The sequence below is a fragment of the Limnospira fusiformis SAG 85.79 genome, assembly GCF_012516315.1.
GTDB lineage: Bacteria > Cyanobacteriota > Cyanobacteriia > Cyanobacteriales > Microcoleaceae > Limnospira > Limnospira fusiformis.
This window is the reverse complement of the sequence record NZ_CP051185.1, coordinates 5,663,987-5,685,897: the sequence shown is the minus strand read 5'-3', so window position 1 is coordinate 5,685,897 and position 21,911 is coordinate 5,663,987. Positions and strand designations below refer to the sequence as shown.

17 protein-coding genes and 3 pseudogenes are annotated in these 21,911 nt (G+C 45.8%); 9 read left to right on the top strand and 11 right to left on the bottom strand.

Features of this window, described 5'->3' with window-relative positions; translation table 11 throughout:
• Positions 1–56 precede the first annotated feature (56 nt).
• Positions 57–2,396 carry a tetratricopeptide repeat protein gene (locus HFV01_RS26395; RefSeq protein WP_006622222.1) on the bottom strand — a complete coding sequence of 780 codons (2,340 nt, stop codon included), beginning with the start codon at positions 2,394–2,396 and terminating at the stop codon, positions 57–59.
• Positions 2,397–2,579: 183 nt separating this feature from the next.
• On the opposite strand from HFV01_RS26395, the gene stpA reads away from it, so the two are divergent.
• From stpA to HFV01_RS26360, 7 genes and pseudogenes are all read left to right on the top strand, one after another.
• Entirely contained in the window at positions 2,580–3,863 is a 1,284-nt protein-coding gene (stpA, locus tag HFV01_RS26390) for a glucosylglycerol 3-phosphatase (RefSeq protein WP_006670180.1), read from the top strand.
• A 790-nt stretch (positions 3,864–4,653) separates the two neighbouring features.
• Complete coding sequence (locus HFV01_RS26385; protein ID WP_006622219.1) at positions 4,654–5,664, top strand: rod shape-determining protein; 1,011 nt, start codon at positions 4,654–4,656, stop codon at positions 5,662–5,664.
• Positions 5,665–5,860: 196 nt separating this feature from the next.
• Positions 5,861–6,989 (top strand): annotated as a pseudogene (locus HFV01_RS26380) (RNA-guided endonuclease InsQ/TnpB family protein).
• A gap of 60 nt (positions 6,990–7,049) precedes the next feature.
• Positions 7,050–7,844: a rod shape-determining protein MreC gene (gene mreC / locus HFV01_RS26375; protein WP_008051723.1), complete on the top strand. Its 795-nt coding sequence runs from the start codon at positions 7,050–7,052 to the stop codon at positions 7,842–7,844.
• A 69-nt stretch (positions 7,845–7,913) separates the two neighbouring features.
• Positions 7,914–8,477 carry a rod shape-determining protein MreD gene (mreD, locus tag HFV01_RS26370; RefSeq protein ID WP_006622216.1) on the top strand — a complete coding sequence of 188 codons (564 nt, stop codon included), beginning with the start codon at positions 7,914–7,916 and terminating at the stop codon, positions 8,475–8,477.
• Between the two features lie 155 nt (positions 8,478–8,632).
• Positions 8,633–9,238: pseudogene (locus tag HFV01_RS26365) on the top strand (IS607 family transposase).
• On the top strand, positions 9,195–10,310 hold the full coding sequence (locus tag HFV01_RS26360) for an RNA-guided endonuclease InsQ/TnpB family protein (protein ID WP_318286306.1): 1,116 nt from the start codon (positions 9,195–9,197) through the stop codon (positions 10,308–10,310). The pseudogene HFV01_RS26365 and the gene HFV01_RS26360 overlap by 44 nt, the downstream one beginning before the upstream one ends.
• Positions 10,311–10,438: 128 nt before the next feature.
• Here HFV01_RS26360 and HFV01_RS26355 read toward each other — a convergent pair whose 3' ends face one another.
• Positions 10,439–11,530, bottom strand: coding sequence for a Get3/ArsA fold putative tail anchor-mediating ATPase NosAFP (locus HFV01_RS26355; protein WP_006622214.1), 1,092 nt, complete (start codon positions 11,528–11,530; stop codon positions 10,439–10,441).
• 161 nt (positions 11,531–11,691) lie between these two features.
• The gene (gene petP / locus HFV01_RS26350) at positions 11,692–11,895 is read right to left on the bottom strand and encodes a cytochrome b6f subunit PetP (protein WP_006622213.1); all 204 of its coding nucleotides are present in this window, start codon (positions 11,893–11,895) and stop codon (positions 11,692–11,694) included.
• 129 nt (positions 11,896–12,024) lie between these two features.
• On the opposite strand from petP, the gene HFV01_RS26345 reads away from it, so the two are divergent.
• Positions 12,025–12,543 carry a phycobiliprotein lyase gene (locus HFV01_RS26345; RefSeq protein WP_006622212.1) on the top strand — a complete coding sequence of 173 codons (519 nt, stop codon included), beginning with the start codon at positions 12,025–12,027 and terminating at the stop codon, positions 12,541–12,543.
• Positions 12,544–12,793: 250 nt separating this feature from the next.
• Here HFV01_RS26345 and HFV01_RS26340 read toward each other — a convergent pair whose 3' ends face one another.
• The 7 genes and pseudogenes from HFV01_RS26340 to lpxD all read right to left on the bottom strand — a co-directional run bounded on the left by HFV01_RS26340 (position 12,794) and on the right by lpxD (position 20,364).
• The gene (locus HFV01_RS26340; RefSeq protein WP_006668598.1) at positions 12,794–13,282 is read right to left on the bottom strand and encodes a hypothetical protein; all 489 of its coding nucleotides are present in this window, start codon (positions 13,280–13,282) and stop codon (positions 12,794–12,796) included.
• A complete protein-coding gene (locus HFV01_RS26335) occupies positions 13,275–15,305 on the bottom strand; it encodes a DUF3769 domain-containing protein (protein ID WP_231296451.1) in 2,031 nt (676 codons plus the stop codon). The genes HFV01_RS26340 and HFV01_RS26335 overlap by 8 nt, the downstream gene beginning before the upstream one ends.
• Positions 15,306–15,832: 527 nt before the next feature.
• Positions 15,833–16,504 carry a DUF3318 domain-containing protein gene (locus HFV01_RS26330; protein WP_035759958.1) on the bottom strand — a complete coding sequence of 224 codons (672 nt, stop codon included), beginning with the start codon at positions 16,502–16,504 and terminating at the stop codon, positions 15,833–15,835.
• A gap of 275 nt (positions 16,505–16,779) precedes the next feature.
• Positions 16,780–17,154 (bottom strand): annotated as a pseudogene (locus HFV01_RS26325) (zinc ribbon domain-containing protein); the annotation flags it as partial.
• Between the two features lie 291 nt (positions 17,155–17,445).
• Positions 17,446–18,267, bottom strand: coding sequence for a radical SAM protein (locus tag HFV01_RS26320; RefSeq protein WP_006622205.1), 822 nt, complete (start codon positions 18,265–18,267; stop codon positions 17,446–17,448).
• 69 nt (positions 18,268–18,336) lie between these two features.
• Positions 18,337–18,741 carry an AbrB family transcriptional regulator gene (locus tag HFV01_RS26315; protein WP_006622204.1) on the bottom strand — a complete coding sequence of 135 codons (405 nt, stop codon included), beginning with the start codon at positions 18,739–18,741 and terminating at the stop codon, positions 18,337–18,339.
• Between the two features lie 573 nt (positions 18,742–19,314).
• Positions 19,315–20,364 (bottom strand): UDP-3-O-(3-hydroxymyristoyl)glucosamine N-acyltransferase, encoded by a 1,050-nt coding sequence (gene lpxD / locus HFV01_RS26310; RefSeq protein WP_006622202.1) that lies wholly within the window; start codon positions 20,362–20,364, stop codon positions 19,315–19,317.
• A 269-nt stretch (positions 20,365–20,633) separates the two neighbouring features.
• On the opposite strand from lpxD, the gene HFV01_RS26305 reads away from it, so the two are divergent.
• Complete coding sequence (locus HFV01_RS26305) at positions 20,634–20,924, top strand: hypothetical protein (protein WP_006622201.1); 291 nt, start codon at positions 20,634–20,636, stop codon at positions 20,922–20,924.
• A 12-nt stretch (positions 20,925–20,936) separates the two neighbouring features.
• Here the strand turns inward: HFV01_RS26305 and HFV01_RS26300 are convergent, their stop codons facing one another.
• Positions 20,937–21,716 carry a TrmH family RNA methyltransferase gene (locus HFV01_RS26300; RefSeq protein ID WP_008051736.1) on the bottom strand — a complete coding sequence of 260 codons (780 nt, stop codon included), beginning with the start codon at positions 21,714–21,716 and terminating at the stop codon, positions 20,937–20,939.
• Between the last annotated feature and the right edge of the window lie 195 nt (positions 21,717–21,911).

Here is a 21,911-nt window from a genome sequence, read left to right as displayed (position 1 = left end):
GGCTGTGTCTATGGTATGGAAAACATGAACTAACTTGATATTCCTCAACATGAAGCCTAAGAACGCAGCCGACGAGCGATCGGTTCCAAATTAGGATCAGTGCGAGCCTCTTTCCCATATCGGGGATTTAAGTTAATAGCCTGTTCCAGATGTTCAGTCGCCAAATCAACCTGACTATTTATGGCATAAGCCATAGCCAAATTATAGCAAGCATCAGCATAATCTGGTTGCACCTCTAAGGCCCGTTTAAAGCTATCCATCGCGATCGCATCTTGCTCCAATTTTAGCAAAGTATAACCCCGATAATTCCAGGCTTTGGCCAAACTCGGATCACAGTGGGTCGCCACATCAAAAGACTTAACCGCCTCCTCATAACGTTCTAACACATCCAAAGCCATACCCCGATTTAACCAAGCCACCCCATCATCTTGATGCACCTTCACCGCTCGGTCGAAAGACTCAAACGCTTCCTCATGGCGCTGTAACTTTCCAAGAGCGACACCACGATCGACCCAAGCCTGATGGTAATCCGGTTTCAATTCTAAAGCTCGATCATAGCAAGCGATCGCCTCCTCTAACCGTCTCAAACGGCTTAAAGTCATACCCTGATTTAACCAAGCTCGATAATCATCAGGTTTCCGCGTCACCACCTGATTAAACATTTCTAAAGCCGCCTCAAACTGACCCTTAGCAAAATAGGAATTACCCTGATGCACATAATCTTCCGCAGTCATAAACATTTCAGGATTTGCCGCCTTAATCTTAGCCATATCCTCATTAACTGCTGCTAACTTCTGCAAAATTTCTGACAAAGCAGACTCAGCGATAAAAGTCGGCGAAATCTCAGCCAAATCCTGCAAAATGCGCTGTTTCTCAGTAGTCGCAGACTCTTGCAGCATCACCAATTTCGCCAAGATTTCATCCTTTTGATTCTGTGCTTCCGAATAAACCGTTCCCAACTGTTTAATAATCCGCTGTTTCTCTCCTTCCGCATCAGACTGCATCACCTCTAACTGTTCAGATAATGTACTTTCAAACTTATCTAATTTCTGGAAAGTACCATCTTTGCGATCGCGAATTTCCGTTTTTAAACCATTCAACTGATTTCCCACATCAGTTTGCAACATTTCCAGCTCTTGTAAAACCCGCTGTTTCTGACCTTGGATACCCGTTTGCGCCTCCGTAACCTGAGCGACAAACTCACTTTCCAATTGTTTAAGAGACTGAAACTTATCCCGAATCCGATCTTGAATTTTCAACTGAGCATCAGCAATTTGAGTCGCCAGAGTCTCCCCTAACCTCTCCAAATCTGATAAAGCAACTTCCACCTTTTTCTGAGCTTCCAATTCCGCTTGCTCACGAATATTTGACAATTGAGGCGAAAACTCCGCCGCCATTTGGCTGATATTTTCCAACACTAAATCTCGTTGTTTTCTCACTTCCTGTTGCCACTGTGCCAGTTGAGTAGAAAACTCCCTTTCTGCACCCTTTAACAGAGACAATACCGCTTGTTTTTGTTCATTAACATCATCTGGCACCGTCGAAATATCCCGCGTTGATACTTCCCCAAGCTGTTTCAAATTATCAACAATTAACTTTTGTTCCTGTTTGGTCTGATCTTGCAATTGTGCTAATTCTGTAGAAAATTGACCAGCCGACTCTTGCAACTGCTCCCACAATACCTCTCGCCGATTTCCCAAATCATTATGAACCTGAGAAAATTCATTTTCCAGAGTATCCACCAACCTCTGTAAATCCTGTTGAGCCAACTCTCCCCGTTCATCCACCTGTTGTTTCAGTTCTCCCATACGGGCAGTTAATTCCCGTTGTAAATGTTCTCGGGTTTCCCGTAGTTCCTGAATCTGCTCTTCAAACTTTAATAGCGCCTGTTCCCTGGACTTGACGAACTCCGATTGCATAGCGTTCATTTCTTCTCGCCGAGTTCCCAGATCTTGCTCAAAACCCTCAGCTTGCTGATTCAATTGACCAGCTAACACTTGGGTACTTTTCATCAAAGTTTGTACCTGTTCATTCCCGCTGGTGATTTTATTTTCCAAGTCCCCCAGTTCGTTTAGATGGGTTTCCACAATTCCAGTAACTTCATGAATTACCGATCGCCGTAAAATCCACAAAGCAGCGATCGCCGCCGCCAACAGCAAAGCCAACAACAACAGCAGCAAATTAAACAAAGCCATTGTCCGGCTAAAAATTTGGTTCGCTTCCGCCTGTACCGCCTCCTGTAGTCGCAGTTCATTCTGTAATCGTTCCACCTCCGCCGGACTGACCTCGACGGGGTTAGACTGACTACGGGCTACATCAACCGACAGCACAAAGGCTGAGATCATAATACTACTTACGGACATTAATGCTAAAACGGCTGGATTCTGGCGCTGCATTACAATTCCTTCCTTAAAATCAGAGTCAGTCGAGAACAGCCGGAACTGCCCTGCTTGTATCTTAAATTATCATTCTACTCTATCGCGATTTTGCCACAGCCTGCCTCATTCTGCCAGAGATGGCTTGGGAAAATACCAGCCACATGGTATAGTGGCGATCGCGCGGTCAATTTTTGCACCACCATGACACCATTATCCCCAATCCCATTGCACCAGCAGTCTCTGTCCCTTGACCATCAGACCCTCACTCAGGTTTTGGTTCAGACTCCAAACCTCTTGATTATTCAGGATTTGGATGGGGTTTGTATGGGATTGGTCAAAGATCCCCTTCAGCGCCAGATTAGTTTAGATTATGTGCGCGCCGCTTCCCTTTTAGATGGTCATTTTTACGTTTTGACCAATGGAGAACACATCGGCACTCGTGGGGTAAATGGTATCATTGAACGAGCCATCGGTGATCCCAACTTAGTAGCCACACAAGGGCTTTATCTTCCCGGTTTAGCTGGGGGCGGCGTGCAATGGCAAAATCGCCAAGGACAAGTATATCATCCTGGGGTTACTGATGCTGAGTTGGAATTTTTGGCGATCGTTCCCCGTGCTCTTCGCGCCCGACTACAAAGATTTTGTCAGACACATCAGGATATTTTGTCCCCTGAAGATATAGAAAAATGTATTGATGCTTCCGTTTTGGATAATCAAGCATCACCAACCGCTAACTTAAACTCATTTTACGATCGCCTCCATAATCACCATCAAGTCTATGCCGACTTACAACAGGACATTCATCAGTTAATGATGGATTTACTAGAAAAAGCCAGGGCGCAAGGCTTAGAAGACTCATTTTTTGTTCACTATGCCCCCAATTTAGGCCGAGATGCACAGGGTACAGAAATTCTACGTCCCGCGCGGTTAGGAGACTCTGGTACTACCGATTTTCAGTTTATGATTAGGGGTGCAATTAAGGAAGCCGGGGTCTTAGCGTTGTTGAATCGTTACTATTTTCAACGCACCGGAAGTTATCCCCTCGGCGCAGATTTTCATGTCCGCCAGTGTCCACAGGCGATCGCTGATTTATTAGAGTTAGTCAAAGCTAATTTTGACCCCCAACAAATGCCTTTAATCGTCGGCGTAGGTGATACCGTAAATAGCCAATTTCAACAAGTAGATGGTAAATTAGAAATCCGGCGTGGTGGTAGCGATCGCAACTTTTTATTATTAATTCAGGAAATCGGCAAAGCATTCCATACCGGAAATATTATTATCTATGTAGATAGTTCCCAGGGAGAAGTAAAAAATCGCCAGCCTCTTACATTAGGAACCAATGAGGATGGAATACTAGAAGTAGTTGCTGGACCCGGCGACCCCCTAGACACAGAAGATCCCCTCACCCTCAATGTCGCATTTCCTCAAGGACATCTCCAATATATTGACTTTTTCCAAAAAGTCGCCCAAGGTAGATCCAATTAATAGATCAGCCGCATCAACCGTTAACCTGTCCCGTTTCCACATCCAAACAGCTTATAATTCTCCCCAATAATCATCGCCAACCCGGGGGAACGCTCATTGGCTTTCACCTATCCTAACTTGGGAAGTTGACTCCTTAATTCATTGACTGGGAAGCCTTGAGGATAAGTCGCTGATTGCTTTCCGTTTTGAGACTTGAACCTGGGATGGCGTGCTATTCCAGAAAAAAGTTACTGAAGGCCTTATCTAAATGCTTCAAAGACTCTTGTTGGTGTAGCCTTCCCAGGGAAAGGACTGGACTGGCTACCTCAGTCAACCAGGGGAGTTCTTTCTGTGAAGTGGGCAGTTGGTTAGCGGATGATTTGGTATAAGATAGTCCTGAAACCTTGCCTTGTCTACCGAACCCTTACATTAGGGCTGACCAAGTTAACGGATATGTATAGCAGCACGTAGTCAAGTCTTCACAAAAGACTAGACTCTGAGACCAAAACATACTACAATCCACATCGGTTCACGAGGATTGACTCAAACCAGAAAACTGGTTATAACTTCCAGTAAAATTTGGTGTTTGAGAAAAAAAATATGGCAAACTGCTAGGGGGTCATCTTAGCAACCGCTTTCTCGTATTCCAATCAACCGAGTTAGGCAGTGCTGTTGGTGCATAGTCTAAACTACAGCCTCTGGCAGGTTGTATCCTATCAACATAGCCAAGATAGCCTTGAACAAAGAATTAATTAAATTGGGGACGTAAACACCAGTGGGCTTTTTTAATCGCTTTTCCTTATCACGGGACATGGGCATAGACCTAGGAACCGCCAACACCCTCATTTATGTATCAGGAAAGGGAATAGTTCTGCAAAAACCATCCGTAGTTGCCATTAACCAAGACGACAAAACACCATTAGCAGTAGGAGAATCGGCCAAAAAAATGTTAGGTCGCACCCCTAAAAACGTCCGTGTTGTGCGTCCTCTGCGTAATGGGGTGGTTGCAGATGTAGAAGCAGCAGAACAGATGCTGAGACTATTTATCCGGGAAGTTAATGACGGAAAAAAACCTCTTTTTGCTCCTCGGATTATAATTGGCGTTCCCAGTGGTGTGACTGGGTTAGAACGACGGGCCGTAATTGAAGCCGCAACCCAAGCCGGAGCCGGAGATGTCAAACTGCTGGATCAATCGATCGCTGCAGCTATTGGCGCTGGTCTTCCCGTGGTAGACCCCACAGGAAATATGATTGTTGATATTGGTGGCGGAACCACAGAAGTAGCTGTACTCAGCTTAGAAGGAAACGTCCTGAGTGAGTCCCTCAGAGTCGCCGGGGATGACCTAAACGAGGCGATCATCCAATATATGAAAAAAGTCCATAATTTAGTAATCGGGGATCAAACCGCCGAAGAGATTAAAATAAATCTAGGTTCAGCTTATCCTATTGATGGCGAAGAACAATCTATTATGGAAGTTAGGGGGATTCATTTGCTCTCAGGATTACCTAGGACTGTGACCATTAAAGCCGCAGAAATCCGCGAGAGTATGCTAGAACCACTATCAGACATTATTACAGCCATTAAACGCACCCTAGAGCGAACCCCCCCAGAACTAGCGGCCGATATTATAGATCGAGGAATTATGTTAACCGGGGGAGGAGCTTTGATGAGAGGCTTAGATGCTCTGATTAGTCACGAAACTGGTATTGTCACCCATGTGGCTACAGATCCCCTTTCCTGTGTAGTATTGGGAACTGGACGGGTACTAGAGAATATGGAACAGTTTGAACGGGTATTTACACGGCAACTGCAAAATCCGTAGCTGTTTTGTTGAATGATTTTTGTAGGCTGCTGCGGAGCCAGAATTTAATCCAAGATTTGCTTAAAATCTTAGGACAATAAGGTACAATACCCCAAAAGATTCGCAACTCAATAATGAATATACGGTCAAACCCCAGACCATGCCAAATTTCCCTGACGACATACTCATAAAGTCGGATTCATGGTACAATCAAATCATGCCTTACAAAGCTTTCCGAACCAAACTAAAACTCAATGACCGTCAAGCCACCTTGATGGCCAAACACGCGGGGTATGCTCGATTTGTGTTCAATTGGGGATTACACTTATGGATGTCAGCTTATGAAGAGGGACTCAAGCCTAACGTCAACTCCATCAAAAAGGTTTTTACTCATTATGTAAAACCTCAATATCCTTGGATGTCTGAATTGTCTTCTAAAGTTGATCAATATGCCTTCATTAATCTAGGGGATGCCTTTAAGCGCTTCTTCAAGGGAATAAGCAGTTATCCTAAATTTAAGAAGAAAGGCCACCATGATAGTTTTACGCTTGACAATTCTGGAAAGCCATTCAATCTGTCAGGAACTCGCCATAAGCTGCCTTTTGTGGGCTGGGTTTCTACATTTGAGGCTCTACCCGAAAGTTGGGTTAAGAAAGTCACCCTAACGCGCCAAGCAGGGGACTGGTATATGAGCTTTTTTGTAGAAATCACGCCAGAAATTACACCGAAATATCGAGAGAGAATCGGGGTAGACCTAGGAATTAACAATTGGGCGACTTGCTCCGATGGGACCCAATTCTCTAATCCCAAGGCTTATAAAGCAGCCACCAAAAAACTAGCCAGATTACAACGTCATTTAAGTCGCAAAGTCAAAGGCTCGAAAAATTGGGCCAAATGTCTCTTAAAAGTTCAAAAGCTACATCAAAGAGTAGCAAACATTCGGCGGGACACCATTCATAAAATCACTACTTTTTTGGCTAAGAACCACAGCCAAGTAGTCATTGAAGATTTGAATGTGTCAGGTATGCTGAAAAATCATGGTTTGGCGGGTTCTATCGCTGATGCTTCATTTTATGAGTTCCGTCGGCAACTAGGTTACAAGGCAGAACGTTATGGTTCAAAGTTGATTATTGCCGATAGATTTTATCCATCCAGTCAACTGTGTTCTAATTGCGGTTATCGTCAAAAAATGCCCCTAGTCCGTCGGACTTTTGAATGTCCAAACTGTGGCTTGAAGATTGATAGAGATTTGAACGCCAGTATAAATTTAGAAAAATCGCTTTCTTTCCGACGATTACACTTGTGGACGGGGTGCTGCCGACAGTCCCGGACGAAGCAAGAAATAAACATCAATATCCGGCTATATCCGGTTTTGTTTAAGTTTTATAGAGCAGCAGCAGGAATAGATGGGTACACGCACCTGGTGGAATCGATACGGTTCACAATTAGCACTGCTGAGTTTAGCAGTTTTCACAGCATTATGGGTAAGACAAACCCAAGGTGCAGCACTGTTTGAGGTCTATTATTGGATAACTCGCCCGTTTCAACTTCAATCTGAACAAAGATTGGAACAACAACAACAAGCTGAGTCCCTTAATCCTATTATCCAAGGACTTGAAGCTAGAGTTGAAGAATTGGAACAGCAAAACAAAAGGTTAGGAGAACTGGTGGACTATGTTTCTACTAGACCTAATTTTAAAGGTGTGGTGGCTCCGGTGATTGCTCGTAGTCCTGACCATTGGTGGCAACAGATAACTTTGGGGCGGGGAAGTCAAGCGGGTATTAAAGAAAATGCCTTAGTTATGGGACCAGGTGGTTTAGTGGGACGCATTATTAGTGTCACCCCCAACACCAGTAAAGTTCTGCTGGTGACTGACCCTACCAGTCGTATTGGTGTGGCGGTGGCCCGCAGTCGCCAGATGGGTTATTTGCAGGGTCTCAATAACAATCAGGGAGTTCTGGCGTTTTTTAATACTGTTCCTGATGTTCAACCGGGAGATGTGGTGACAACTTCGGTATTTAGCCAAATCTTACCACCGGGTTGGCCAGTGGGTAAGGTGGTATCTGTCGATATTAATAAAGCCACAGGACCAGAGGCGGCGATCGCATTTTTTGCTCCCCTTGATTCCTTAGAGTGGGTGGTGGTTTACCAAAATGAGCAACAGTCTTCAGCCTTGAATAACCCATCACCCCCAGAGTAGGGGCGAGTTCAGATGATTGGTGAACCCCCCCATACAAATGATTTGGATAATCCAATTTTTAAGATTTAAATGTATATCACAACTGGCCAATTACTCAATGCTCTGATTAATGTGGGTTCTGCGATCGCCTGTATTTTATTGATGCTGGTTGAAGTCCCTGGTGTTGATATGTTTGGTATTGGTCCTAATTGGCCGGTCATCTGGTTAGTAGCTTGGAGTCTCAGGCGATCGCTTCCACAAGCTATTATTGCTGGTTTAGTTATGGGTTTCCTAAGTGATAGCATCAGCGCCCCACAGCCAAGCCATGCGGTTCCATTAGTCATTGCTGCTGTCATCACCTTCGTACTTTCTAAATTGGTGCTCAAGAATATCCAAGAAGATTTTATCTCCGTGGCTATGATTGTATTTGGCATGGCGATCATTGTCGAGATGATCAGAGCCTTACAATTTAGCCAATGGGGCTTAGGAACCATTACAAATGATTTGGCAGACATTTGGAGCGATCGCCAAAAAATTGCCATCAGTTCAGCCATACTCAGTAGTTTATTGGCTCCTGTAGTCTACTTTCCCCTCAGTCGTTGGTGGAAATTCCACCAAAAATATCATCAAATCCCATCTCTGAGAAACCGTTAAAGCTAATCCCCAATGCAGCAAGTCCTAATTGCCCAACTCAAACCAAACCCCTCTCGATCGCAATAAAAGCTATTTGGAGCATGATTTAATCTCAAATTAGGTTAATATTTTAGGGCAATAGGGTCTAATAAGCGAGAAGAGTTGAGGATAAACCTATTGCCAGATATGTCAAACCCAAGGAAGCCGCCCAAATCCTTGGAGTCCATGAAAGAACACTCCGCATATGGGACGACAATGGCTCAATCGAGACCATCAGAACCCCCGCTGGGCAACGACGATACAACGTTGAGTCATATACTGCCAAATCAGGCAGTGACAAACGCAAAGTCGTTATCTATGCCAGAGTTAGTAGCCGCGCCCAGCAGTCAGACCTCAACCGACAGGTAGCCGCACTGTCCAACCTCTACCCCGAAGCAGAAGTCGTCTCAGAAATCCGAGGCGGGCTCAACTTCAAGGGAAAGAAAATGCTGGCCTTACTGGGACATCAATTGTCAGGAGATGTCCGCATGGTTGTCGTTGCCCACCCAGACTGATTGGCAATATGGGGATTTGACTTGTTTCGATGGCTCTGTGAGCAAAACAGTTGCTCACTCATGGTTCTCAACGAGACAAGTCTCAGTCCAGAACCAGAAATGGTTGAGGACATCCTCGCCCTCCTCCACTGCTTTAGCTCCAGATTATACGGACGGAGTAAATACAAAACTCAGGTCAAAGAAGATCCGGATTTACCCCAGCCCCGAGCTAAATCAAGTCTGGCGTAAATGGCTGGCTGCTTGTCGGTATTGCTACAACCAAGCAATTGCATTATCCCGGAGTGGTAAACGACTAAGCAAGTTAAAGTTACGCAATCAAGTGATGCAGAGTGACTTACCCGAATGGGTCAAAGAAACACCCTGCCACATTCGGCAAAATGCCATCTTTGATGCCTATCAGGCTTTGAGCGCCAGTCCTGGCGCAAGGTTTAGGAGCTGTCGGGCTAGTTCTCAAGCCATCAAGTTTAACGATGCTAATTTCTCTTCAGGGAGTTGGTATCCAAGACTAACGAAAGGATTAATTTTCATGGTTTCCGAACCCATCCCTAAAGCTTGCGGGCAAGGGACTCAGTTGGTGTTTACCAAAGGTCGATGGTTGGCGATTTTCCCTGAACCAGTTGCCGTTACCCCAACTGACGCTACTGGCGTGATTGCATTAGACCCGGGCGTCCGAACTTTTATGACCGGGTTTGATGGCTCTCGGTTTCTGGAATTGGGCTCCGGGGATATTGGAGGCATTACTAGGCTATGTCAACATTTGGATGATTTGATGAGCCGAATCGCCAAGGAACCCTGTCGTTCAAGAAGGCGACGGATGAGGCAAGCGGCTCAACGAATGAGAACCAAAATCCGCAATCTAGTTGATGAAGCCCACAAACAAATTGCTCACTACTTGACTCACAACTACAGCCTAATTTTTTTGCCGACCTTCGAGACTTCCGATATGGTTGTCAAGGTGAAGCGTCTAATCAGGTCTAAGACTGCCCGCGCCATGCTGACATGGGCGCATTATCGATTCAAACTAACCCTGAGACATCAAGCCGAGATAACTGGAACCACAGTTGTAGATGTGACGGAAGAATACACCAGCAAAACCTGTACTCACTGTGGTCATGTGCATTCCCAGCTAGGTGGCTCAAAAGTGTTCCGATGTCCTGAGTGTGGGTTCACTCTACCCAGGGACTGGAACGGTGCTTTTGGAATCTTTCTAAAAGCTTTGCGGGATACCGCCTCTGTTACCTTAACCGGTAATAGTGCTATCGTCGCATTGTCCGGGAACAACCGGAAAAATGTCGCGTAAATGTATCAGACAAGTTAGTTGGGCTGATCGCCGTAGGGGTCGATTCAGCAGTCGCATTTGTGGTGCGTCAGGTCAGATTTTTCTGGTATTAATTATTAGAAATTTTTCTGACGCACCCTACCATGAGGTCAAAGAGAAACAATCAGATAGCCATTTTGAAATTTAGCCCCAGTTACAGGTTGACCAGTCAGGGAAGGAGGTAGCAAAATATTACGGCGTTGATCTCCAGCCTCAATAGTCAGTTCAGGACCATATTGGGTGAGTTTGATCTGTTTTTTATCAAATCCTGGTAAAAATAGGGTGACATGACGGCGCGCGACATCAATAGAGATGGAACGCGGGGCGCTGGTGGCTTGGCTAAAGTCCGGTAGGGCTTTGATTAAAGTTTCCCAGTTGGAAGCAGCTTCTGGAATGGCTGTAACCGTCAGGGGGGCGAAGCTGTCAGCCAAATAGCTGGTTTGTTGGCTCTGGTTGAGGAGAATACCACCCACAGTTAAGCCTACCTGTTGAGCGCTTCCCCATAGGTAACTAGCCGTAGCCCGCGCCACTTCATCTTCCGTAGTCACCAGATAAGCACTAACTCGGTTAGGGTCTGATACTGCGGATTTTCCCTGTTCCAGAACATTGCTCATTTCTTTAGTAGGTCCGGCGAAGGTATCCCCAGAGATATCCACACTTAACACCGTACTAGCAATGGGTTGCACAAATGGAGATAGTGCTTTTCCTAAGTCCGAGTCCAGAAATACCTGCCGAAATCTTCGGATGTACCAACTGAGAATTTCTGGCATTCCCAGCATCCTTAATGTTTCCTGGCTGTTATTGCCATCATAGACGATCGCATCATAATCGCCACTATGATCATATTCTCTCAGGGCATTGAGGGCTAGGGCGCTATCCATTCCTGGTAATACCCCCAATTCCTGACCGTAGACGTTTTTAAAAAAGGGAGTGCGTAGGTATTGCGCCTCTAGTGTCTTGAGTTGTTCCCAACTGCTTTCCAGTAAAGCAGCGCACTGGAATTGTACTGCTTTTAGGTTAGTTTCTACAGGGGTGGGTGTCGTAGTCAAAGGAGTTCCCAGTAGCAGGGATGGTCCTGGCCCGCTGTCGGAGGTGGCCAGTAAAACCCTTTTACCTTGGGCGGCGAGTCCTTTAGCGGTGGCGATCGCCATTGTAGTTCTACCTGTACCACCCTTACCCAAAAATGTCAGAATCACAGCCATCAATGATTTCCTATATGGTTGGCGATCGCGCAGTCTAGGTAAAACCCCCCCATGAGAGGCGATATATGCTACCTAAGCCTTACGCGATCGCTCATGGATTAGTTATTTATCCTATCCCAGGAACCGCACCTGAGCCGCTGATCGCGGATAATGGATTGTCATTAAGCATTTTCTAGCTCATCTTCAAAAAACCAAGTCGATAGACTATTTTCAAATTGGACGACAAAACCAATACCACTGCCATCGACCATTTTAAAGCCTTTGACAGTTCCAAATGGATTTTGCTTGAGTTGAGTAACGATATTTCCCGGTATGCGATCTCTAATGCGCCGGACTTTGACTCGTTGACCGATTTCGATTGCCACTTCCAGTGTTCTCCTTGGGTATTGAACCAATCCACAGTTTATCAGTTATCCGGTCCGCCTTTTTAGCAGTTGTGTTGAATAACCAAAGTGTTTAAGCTATTTGTTGGTTAATTGCAATGGACGAAAATCATGGATATTGTCGAATTTTTTGAGTTGAGTGCGGGAAAGTGGTTTTCTCAGCGGACTGTACACAATTTGACTTCCGGTAGCCTGGAGGCGGGTAAATCTAATTTGGTCATGGAAGCCCTTTCCCCTGATGATGCTATTGTTATAGACATCTGCTCCCATCATGGCGTTGACACGGCATTGGTAGCTAAGGGTTTAAAGTTGACTTGGGAAGGGACTATAGAATCAAATCCTGATCAGCAACGAGGTTCGGCGGTTTTGGTTCCCCTAGTCGTCAGCGACAGTCCCCTACAAGGAAAACTTTTGCAGCAGGGGGGCGATCGCCAGACTCAATTAATGGGTCGTTATCTCATGGGTAAGGATGATGTTTTGACTTTATGGCTTGAGTCTGATCAGTTTAAAGCTGAGGAGAGGATCTGGTATTTGATTCCTAATCTACGCCTGCGAACCAGTATTGTTCATTATAGTAATGGATTGGCTTTGGCTTCTTTTTGCTCGGAAATTCGCATGGGTTTAAAGTAAAAAAACATAACCCCTTTAATATTCCCTGGGTAATCAGCCCCTACATCATAATTGACAATTGACAATTGATAATTGATAATTACCCCAGCTAAATGGCTCCCCGTCGTAGAGACAAGCTACCACTTGTCTCTGCTTTGAAATACAGCCCTTTCAGTCATCATGGCTTACTTGTCTAAGTGCCTCTCCCCCCGGGGAGAGGGCTTTAGGGTCAGGGTAATTTTTGAAGCGACTTCCGAACAAACTGTATCTATTATTCATCAGTTTGACTATTTTCGATAATAGCTTGCAATTTGGCACAAAAGTCTGAATAGTGGAGCGTCAGAGTCGGGGTGATCTCACTCACTGGGAGAGATTCAATAACTGGTTTTTCCGGAGCTGGTATTTCGTTTACAGGTGGATTTTCCTTCCCTTTGATTTCTTGTATGGAATTTTCAACAATTTTATAATCCTTAAAAGCATGGGGTAATTTATTGCAAATTAAGCGCTCAAACTCTGAATTAAAGTGATATATTGGCTGATTGCGGCGTTTCCATAGCTCTAGTATTTGCTGGACTGAAATAGATTTATAACGCCCCAAATAGAGAGCTTCGATGACAGCAAGATGCAGCCAATTCACATCATATATTTCCGACCAATTTATAATAATTTGACTTGAGGTTTTTCCCTCTAGATCAAAACTGTAATGATTAAGCAGGACTTCGGCTTGTTCTGCGGGTGATAGGCTCATACGGCTAATCATCAAAAGGGGGTGAATCCCCAGTCCAGTTAAAATCACTAATCCTAAGACTGAAACTTCCCAGTCTTTGGACAGGATTAATTCTGAGGATGACACCATGGGTGCGCCGACTGTATTCTAAGGTAAATTCATAATTTAAGGCTAAACCGCTATCTAAATTAATGGCTGATTCTACACCACCCCTTAACCCTCCATAAATTTGCTGAACTAATCCCAAAGTGAGGATTCTTTGATCTACCATGCGATCGAATAAAAAGGGAGATGCACCATCGATCGCCACTTGAGTATAGAATACACTGAAACCCGTATAGTCCAGATAGCTGCGGGAAAAATGCCCTAGCTGTCCTTGAATACCCACACTACTACTAAGATAGAATTGGGATTCATCCTCAGAATACAGACTAGCCACTCCTCTAGCAATTCCCACCAGACGCACAAAGGGGATGACAGGTCTGGGAGTGTATCTGAGTCCCTCGGAAGCCGTAGCAGGGAGAGCCGAACCATTCCACAGGGGAATTGGATAGATCAGAGTACCAACAGTTTGAAAGCGTTGGCGACTGATGCGATCGTTTTCGCGTTCCGCCTCCAGAAGGTCAAAGCGATCGGTATTCGCTTCTATGGCTTGGTAGCCGGTTTGAAAATTAACATATCCTCCTGATGGTCCGATCAAGATATTAGGTACTGTCAGAACCGCGCCAAAACTACGGTGTACCGTTTGTGACCCCAGAGTTCCGTTAAATATCCGTTCCCGATAGCTATATTCCCCGGTGAGCGTGTAATCTTCTAATGATTGGCGAACCCTTAATCTCCCCCTATAGGCGTTTTCCCCTAGTAGGGGGAAGTCTTCAAAGTTACTAATTTTCAACTGTCCCTCTATAGAGGTAGTCGGGGTAATGCGACCAGATAAGCGGGTGTTCAAGCCATAAAATCGAGGGTCAAGTGGCGATAAACTTTCCGAAATAGCCCGCTGTACTAACACCTGGGGAGCCACTTTTAATTCTAACGGTCCTACTTCAATGGGGGTTAGGTTCCACTGGACGAAATAACCATCGAGGTCTCTCAGGTCATAGCCAAATTCTAGGGGACTCGGTTCCCTTTGGCGACGGTCAATAATAGTGCGATCGCGAAATAGCGGTATCGAGAAACGTTGGTCGAACACTAGACGCGATCGACTTGTCAGCAGTTCATCTTGTAGGGGAGAGATCCGCCTTAATTGAGCATTATCCGCCCTAAGTTCCAATTCCGGGGGCGAAAAAGGGTCATTAGTAATGCGGATATTAGTAGCCTCCCATTCTCCGTTAGGTTGAATATCGATGCGTTCGGCTTCAAACCTTAAACGATTTACAGTCCCCCCAACTTGTGGGAAAGCAGCACCAGTTACCTGGATTTGAGTCTCTCCGGTGGTGGTAACTTCCGTCACTGGTTGCGCTTCCGTCAGGGTATCTGACAGAGACCCGGAAAAAATGGGCGCAGGGGTCAGGTTGGTTGGTTGTTCTATGTCAAAGTCAGAGGCGGTCGATTGGGTGACAACTACTCCTCTCGCTTCGTAGATGACTCCGGTACTACGCACAAAGTTATATTCCATCTGGCTCCCCTGAACCAGTTGTTCCCCCCTTTGTAGGGCGACATTTCCCCTGGCGGCGGTTTGACGGGTGCTAAGGTTGACTTGGGCTTGGTCTGCTTCGATCAGGGTTTCTCTAAATCTGATTCTGACATTCCCTCTAGCCGTGATGATTTGTCGCTGTTGGTCAAATTCCTGTTCGGCGGCTGTGACTTCTACTAAGTCTGTGGGGGGAATTACTGGTATCTCAATCTCCTCTGACGGGGTAGGTTCTGTTTGGGCTAGGTATAGGGGACGATGGGGATCGAAATGTGTAAATTTTTGGCTGCTATTAATCCCGTAACTCGATGAGGAGGCGATCGCATTTTGGGGAAATTCTAATTCCCTTTGTCCAGTGTTCGGAATTAGATACAATCCCGTGTTCCCGTAAATATCTGACCAGTTACGGGTAATGGGCTCACCCAAAAGGGCTGCTGATGATTCGCGCTTTATTTCCGAGCTTGGGCTTGATGGTAGAACGTAGGATGATGGTAGAACGTAGGAGATCGTTTGATTATGCTGTATATATCCTTTTGAACCAGACTCCGGTTGATTCCAGCTCTGATATGAGGGCGGTTGATTGGGGCTTGGGTTAACAAGGGTTTCGATAATCGCTGGTGGTTCAGGAGGCGGGACCGGATAGGGCATAGTTTACTGACAAACTCGGTTCTAACATATTCGCATCATATCAAGTCCGCTTCACGCAGTATATCTACTTATCCTCGCCGGATCTCTTCCGTCACCCCAAACGGCGGGTTTATCAATCTTCTCGCCCCCAGATAGTCGCCGCCGTGGAACCCACAGAGCCGAGACAGAGGACGGGTTTATCAATCTTCTCGCCCCCAGATAGTCGCCACTGTCGAACCCACAGAGCCGAGACAGAGGGCGGGTTTATCAATCTTCTCGCCTCCAGATAGGCTGAACATTGGAACCCGCCCCTACATGATCATCCATTATCCGTAAATGCTCTCGGAACTGGAGGATGAAGAATCTGGACTACTACCTTTCACCCTGGCTTTAGCTTTAGCCGCACTGCGCTTGAGAGCCTGTAAACGTGCTTCATAACGGGCTCTTTGTCGCTTTTTGGGTGTTTGTTCAATTAACGTCTTTAAGGCACTACCAAGGCTCTTGTAGGCGTTGGGGAGTGTATAACCAAAACGAGATGCGATCGCGATCGCCTTTTCATCAGCTTCGATCGCTTCGATAAGGGTTCGCTCCCCATTATTTTTCTGATACAAGCGATAGCCAGAAACTCCACACAGAGCCAGAGCCAGCAATAACAGCAGTCCATCCTGTACCCACAGTTCTCCCACCGCACCCCCTAAACCAATAGCCAGGGCTGCCATTTCCCAGCCATCTCTGGGGATAGTATCATTTTGAATGCGGGCGACTTCGTGCCAAAATAACAGGTTACGCTGGTCTAGGGCTAGTTGTTCCCAGCGAACTAAATCAATTTGAATCTCTACTTGATCTTTGCCAATTTCTTCTGAGCGAATCAATAGCGGGTTAACCTCAATGGTTTTCTCCACAGTTACCCAACTCTGTAATTCAGGGGGTAGCAAACTTTTCAGTCGCCGGAGTTCGCTCATTTCAGATTTGGCGGTCGAGGTTGCGTATGATGTCATGGTTCCCGCTCTATGCAGTTTATATCTATTCTGACACAGATACATTCAACCCAGAAAAATCCTGCCAAGGGCGGGAAGTTTCTGAGTATGGCACCATCTGAAGTGAAGTAATCACGCCAGATGATGTGTCACTCATTGAGCCTTTAACACTTAGGTTAAAAGCGCTATTGTTGAGTCCATTCTGGTGGCCTATTCAACTGCTGACTGCAATATAGCTATAGTCAGCTACTTGATAGTTCGGCAAACCACCTTTGGTTATGGCTTAACTGATACATTTACGCGACATTTTTCCGGTTGTTCCCGGACAATGCGACGATAGCACTATTACCCGTTAAGGTAACAGAGGCGGTATCCCGCAAAGCTTTTAGAAAGATTCCAAAAGCACCGTTCCAGTCCCGTGGTAGATTGAACCCGCACTCCGGACATCGGAACACTTTTGAGCCACCTAGCTGGGAATGGACATGACCACAGTGAGTACAGGTTTTGCTGGTGTATTCTTGGGTCACATCTACAACTGTTCAGTTATTTCCGCGCTTATGTCTCAGGGTTAGTTTGAATCGATAATGCGCCCATGTCAGCATGGCACGGGCAGTCTTAAACCTGATTAGACGCTTCACCTGACTGGCCATATTGGAAGTCTCGAAGGTGGGCTAAAAAATCAGGCTGTGTTATGGGATAGCCAGGGATGCGACCCAATTAACCAAGGGGTTGAAGTCCTCACCGGGTAGTCCCCACGCCCATTTCAGCTCGATTTCATACCCGAAGGTCTCGCACCATACTTGGTATTATACCGTATTGCCGTCAAATGTTAACCTAATTTGAGATTAAATCATGCTCCATAGACTACCATACCTAGAAAAATATTTCCCGAAATATCTGGTTCGGAACCAGTGAATCCGCCTCTAATCACCAACACCCGCCAATTAGCGACAATTCTCAACTTAAACTGTGGCAGGAATTGGCGCGGTTCTGACCATAATACCTGTTTTTTGCTCAATTTCTTGGGCGAAGTGGTGCAGAATTTCGGGAACTACGCAACGCAGCGCGCGCACTTGATAAGGACGATTGGCGCTTGATGTATGGTTTTCACGACCATCGAGTTGTCGTTGTACTGGTTTAGGACGGGTAGGGGTGTTTAATTGGATTTCCCTAGGTGCAACAGCAGTTATTAACCTAATATACTCTCTTCTGGTAGACTCGTCCCAAGGAGAAAGCAGCATGGTTTGAATCCCTATTTCTCCCTGATAGTGCTGGCGAAATTCCAGTAGTCCGGCGATAATGTGGTCGAAGTCTATACCGGGGACAGGTCGGTTCACCCGTCTGAGTTGGTCTGATGATACCCCATCTAGTTTGATAGATACTTTATCTGCGATCGCCAAATCCGATCGCACCTGGGGGTCATTTAAGGTAGTACCATTAGTCAGAACTAGAGTAGGGCGCGCGGTCAAGGTCTTAATTCCTGTTAAAATTTCTCCCAAATTCGCCGCCAATGTCGGTTCACCACTACCGCTGAGGGTAATCACATCTACCGACCAGGGGGCAAAATTTTCTAGGCTGGTCAAAATCTCGGCGCATGGTACATAAATCATGCGATCGCTCGTTTTCTGTTCAATTTCCCCAAGCTGACAGTAAACGCAGTTAAATGAACAGCTAGAAACTACCCCAATTGGGTCAATTCCTAGCGATCGCCCATAACGCCAGGAGGACACCGGACCATAGACCGGGGTGAATGATGGGTGTAATGCAATTGTCGAATCAATCATCAGAAATTTCCCCCGAAACCGGTATCAGCAAGAGTCCCACTAACCATCCGGTGGGAACTCTCTTGATTACTATTCTTCCTCTGATTCAGCCCAACTGGTTACTTTACCGTTTTCTTGGACCTGAATCAGATGGATGTGTTTATATCCTAGTTTAATCTCAAACTCATCACCTGTTCCCAATCCCATTTCCTTAGTATAAGTCGAGCCGATCACAATTTGACCATTTTTGTGAACACTGACCGTATAGGTAGCATCCCGACCCCTACCGTCTTTGGGAGTCTCTGAATTAAAGGGAATTCCCCGCGCTTCCAGTAAAGCATCATAAAAATCCGTGAGATTCACCCTGACTTCACCATCTTTTATGGTGTAATACCCGCACAGTCTGGCGGTTTCTCGCCGGGGAATATCTGAAAGTTCTTTGACTTTTTGAAGCAAATCCTTTCCGACTAACGGGGTTGTTGCTGCTTGTGACATTGCGAAATACCTTTTATAACTCGGAAGTATTAATAAACTTACTCTGTAGCATTCCTTAATTATCTATGAATCAGTAAACCTTCTCAAGTTCAGCTAACCATTTCCTTAGTCCGGTAATGGTAACATGACAGATATTTTTGGGTGATTCCGAGTTAACTAAGGATGCCTGATGCAGTTTTTACCCGCATCAAACACCATAATATCTTTAAAACAATCATTTTGACAAACACAGTTAGATTATCGGTATCTGTGAGCCTTATCTGGGGATATCTATTGGGCTAGAAATCTTTTTTAATACGTCAATCATTCAATCTTAGCTGTTTAGCATCAATTGTGGCACTGAAGACAGTTGCACAATATTCGGCAATTATGGTCTAATCCAAGTTCTAAAAAAGCCTGTTACAGTTATCCAAGTTCTAAAAAAGCCTGTTACAGTTATCCAAGTTCTAAAAAAGCCTGTTACAAATTAGCAGATATCCAAGGGAGATGGGGGAGGGAAAACAGTATAGCAGCCCGATCTAACTATACTGAAGTTCCCGCCGGGAGAGTCATTATGGTATGAAACCCCCTATTTTATTGATCCAAGCCGAGGTGGCGCTGAATATGTTTGAGGGTTTGATAAATTTCGGGGAGTCGTTTACGAATGGCGGAATTTTTCAGATAAAGTTTATTGTCAATGGCTGGGGAGTCTGAGACAATAGCGCCTGGTTTAACATCGCTGTGAATACCAGCTTGCGCGGTAGCGATCGCACCATTACCAATTTTAGCTTGATTAGCAATTCCCACCTGACCGGCGAGAATAACGCGATCGCCAACAGTGACACCACCAGCTAACCCGACTTGCGCGGCGAAAGCACAACCAGAACCAATCTTACAGCCATGACCAATATGGACTAAATTATCTAATTTGGTCTGGCTCCCGATACGAGTTTCTCCGACGGCTGGACGGTCTATGGTGCTGTTACAACCTACACTCACGCCATTTTCAAGTACCGTAATTCCTGATTGTTCCATTTTTAGCCAACCGTCTGGGGTGGGGACAAAGCCAAAACCTTCAGCGCCAATGACTGCGCCACTATGAATAGTGCAATCTGCGCCAATCTCAGTACGTTCGTGGATAGTACAGTTAGCATGGAGTATTGTGCGATCGCCAATTTTAACTTGGGGATAAATGACCACATTGGGATGAATACAGACATCATCGCCGATTTTCGCCCCAGACCGAATCACTACATGGGGACCAATATGCACACGGGAACCGAGTTTAACATCAGGTGCAATGGTTGCTATGGGGTGAATTTCCGGCCTAGGATGATAGGGTTGATAAAATAAGGCGATCGCCCTCGCAAATAGTAAACGTGGGGATTCTGTGGACATCCAAGCTAGTCCTTTTGCGATCGCTTGAGCTTGTAAAGCCTCATCAACAGGCAAAATCACCGCATCAGCTTTCGTGGTAGCCAAATAATGGGCAAACTTTTGTCCTTCGATATAACTGAGAGTACCAGCCTGAGCCTCATCAATGGCTGCTACACCATGAATAACGGGATCTGTGCGATCGCTCAATTCGAGACTGTCGCTAACTACTCCATCTTTTAATTGCTGTAGGAGATCACTAAATTTCATCGCTCATCAAAGTTATAGTAACCTTTAGAGAATAGCCAATCTGTGTGCGTCACGGGACATTCCGGGGCTGGTTTTCCCCAAAGCTAACCGACTTCAAGCCCGACGACAGGGGAAACCAATAGCTTTTGGGTTGTTGTTGATGTGATAGCGATAACCTAGCGCCATGAGTCAGTTTTGCGGTATAGTGTGGGGATGCTGTGCTATGGCACAGTTTGGAATGGCAGGGGTAGGCTGCTAAAACCTATCTCCACCCCTAATAGGAGTTGATCATGACGGATAAACACCAGCGCGATATGCGTCGTCATGCTGCCGAAGAGTTCGTTAAATCCTTTCAACAGGAGTTACTTGAGGCATTCCAACAAGAAAATGAGTCATCGGAGGAAGCCCTCTCTCTCGATCATTCCCCCGTGGAACGCCGGAGAGATCATTATCCTTCGAGTCCTATTAGTCTGTCGGAACTTGAGGAGGCTATTTCGGACATTGAGCAGTTTTTGGAAAGCCGACAGGAACACCCTTCTAGTTCAGAGACTCTCCGGGAAACAAAATCAGAGGAAGATTAACTGGAAGGCGGGTTAAGTGTCGAGTCGTTGACGCTGCGCTTCATATAATATCAAGGCTGCACAAATAGCCACATTCAGAGATTCAACATTCCCCAACAGAGGGACCCTAATATGATAGTCAGCGAGGCTGTTTAAATCTGGGGATAAGCCAGAACCCTCATTTCCCAAGACGATCGCTGTAGGTTGGCGCAAGTCAATTTCCCAGTAGCTTAGGGAAGCGTCCGCGCGGGTGGCTACAACTTGTATACCCTGTTTCTGACTATTGCTTAGTTGGGTGATCAGGTCGGAATGGACGGCTATGGGAACCTCAAACCAAGCACCAGCAGAGGCGCGGAGGACTTTGGGATGGGTTGGGTCAACGCTATCACTACTTAACCATAATCCCTCAACTCCGGCGGCTGTGGCTGTACGGATCATGGTTCCTAGGTTGCCAGGATCTTGCACGGTTTCTAGGACTAGGCCTAAACTGGTGATGGGAACTGGGGTTTGGTCTTGGCGGCGGGCGATCGCTACTACTCCGTCAGGGTTGACTGTGGTGGTCATGGCTACTATCAGGCGATCGCTCACCTGTTCAGTGCGATCTGCCGTTTTTACTGCCAATTCCCACAGTTCCGGGTGACGTTCCTGCCATTGGGGGGTACAGCAAAGGGTGATGATCTCCCAATTCACAGCACAAGCCGCCTCTATTAGGTGGGTTCCTTCTAGGATGAATAGTCCCTCCTCTCGTCTGGCTTTGGCTGTATGTAACTGGCGAATTTGCTTAACTAAGGGGTTTTGTAGGCTGGTTAGCATTTAACTTGACGTGGGGGCGCAAATTGGATTTGGGCATCGTCTCATTTACTCAGACAAACTTTTGGCTGGTTTGATGTTTTCTTCTGCCTTGATGGTCTCCCCTTTTCGGAAACTGAAAAACCACTTTGATCTGATCGGATGGGGACAAAAATTATGTTTTTGAATACTCAATTATTGGGTTTATGCCGACAAAAT

Bases quoted from the DNA above. Each gene is read 5' to 3' on its own strand.
- HFV01_RS26395 (WP_006622222.1), bottom strand. From the start codon at position 2,396: ATGCAGCGCCAGAATCCAGCCGTTTTAGCATTAATGTCCGTAAGTAGT.
- stpA (WP_006670180.1), top strand. From the start codon at position 2,580: ATGACACCATTATCCCCAATCCCATTGCACCAGCAGTCTCTGTCCCTT.
- HFV01_RS26385 (WP_006622219.1), top strand. From the start codon at position 4,654: ATGGGCATAGACCTAGGAACCGCCAACACCCTCATTTATGTATCAGGA.
- mreC (WP_008051723.1), top strand. From the start codon at position 7,050: ATGGGTACACGCACCTGGTGGAATCGATACGGTTCACAATTAGCACTG.
- mreD (WP_006622216.1), top strand. From the start codon at position 7,914: ATGTATATCACAACTGGCCAATTACTCAATGCTCTGATTAATGTGGGT.
- HFV01_RS26355 (WP_006622214.1), bottom strand. From the start codon at position 11,530: ATGGCTGTGATTCTGACATTTTTGGGTAAGGGTGGTACAGGTAGAACT.
- HFV01_RS26345 (WP_006622212.1), top strand. From the start codon at position 12,025: ATGGATATTGTCGAATTTTTTGAGTTGAGTGCGGGAAAGTGGTTTTCT.
- HFV01_RS26340 (WP_006668598.1), bottom strand. From the start codon at position 13,282: ATGATTAGCCGTATGAGCCTATCACCCGCAGAACAAGCCGAAGTCCTG.
- HFV01_RS26330 (WP_035759958.1), bottom strand. From the start codon at position 16,504: ATGACATCATACGCAACCTCGACCGCCAAATCTGAAATGAGCGAACTC.
- HFV01_RS26320 (WP_006622205.1), bottom strand. From the start codon at position 18,267: ATGATTGATTCGACAATTGCATTACACCCATCATTCACCCCGGTCTAT.
- HFV01_RS26315 (WP_006622204.1), bottom strand. From the start codon at position 18,741: ATGTCACAAGCAGCAACAACCCCGTTAGTCGGAAAGGATTTGCTTCAA.
- lpxD (WP_006622202.1), bottom strand. From the start codon at position 20,364: ATGAAATTTAGTGATCTCCTACAGCAATTAAAAGATGGAGTAGTTAGC.
- HFV01_RS26305 (WP_006622201.1), top strand. From the start codon at position 20,634: ATGACGGATAAACACCAGCGCGATATGCGTCGTCATGCTGCCGAAGAG.
- HFV01_RS26300 (WP_008051736.1), bottom strand. From the start codon at position 21,716: ATGCTAACCAGCCTACAAAACCCCTTAGTTAAGCAAATTCGCCAGTTA.